This window comes from Streptomyces sp. URMC 126, from assembly GCF_051386555.1.
Taxonomy (GTDB): Bacteria; Actinomycetota; Actinomycetes; order Streptomycetales; family Streptomycetaceae; genus Streptomyces.
Genome location: NZ_JBPQTX010001461.1, coordinates 1 through 229, shown reverse-complemented (window position 1 = coordinate 229; position 229 = coordinate 1). Strand labels below are relative to the sequence as shown.

Genomic DNA, 229 nt, shown 5'->3' with positions numbered 1-229 from the left:
AAATACTTGAGTTCGATGCGCAGGCCCTTCTGGCCCGCCAGCTCCTCTTCCGAGTAGCCGCGGATATAGCCTTCGCGCTGCAGCACGTCGAGGACGCGGGTACGCAGCTTGGACGCTGGCGTCAGGATCGAGTCCTTGCGCGCCTGCTGCCCGTTGCGGATGCGGGTGAGCATGTCACCCAGGGGATCGGTCATCGGCATAGGCTAACCCTTACCAACTCGACTTGGTG

General features: G+C 62.4%; 1 protein-coding gene. It reads right to left on the bottom strand.

Annotated elements, in window-relative coordinates:
* Positions 1–194: 30S ribosomal protein S8 (gene rpsH, locus ACSNOK_RS36685; RefSeq protein ID WP_436784961.1), on the bottom strand; the 194-nt coding region annotated here is incomplete at its 3' end.
* Positions 195–229 lie beyond the last annotated feature (35 nt).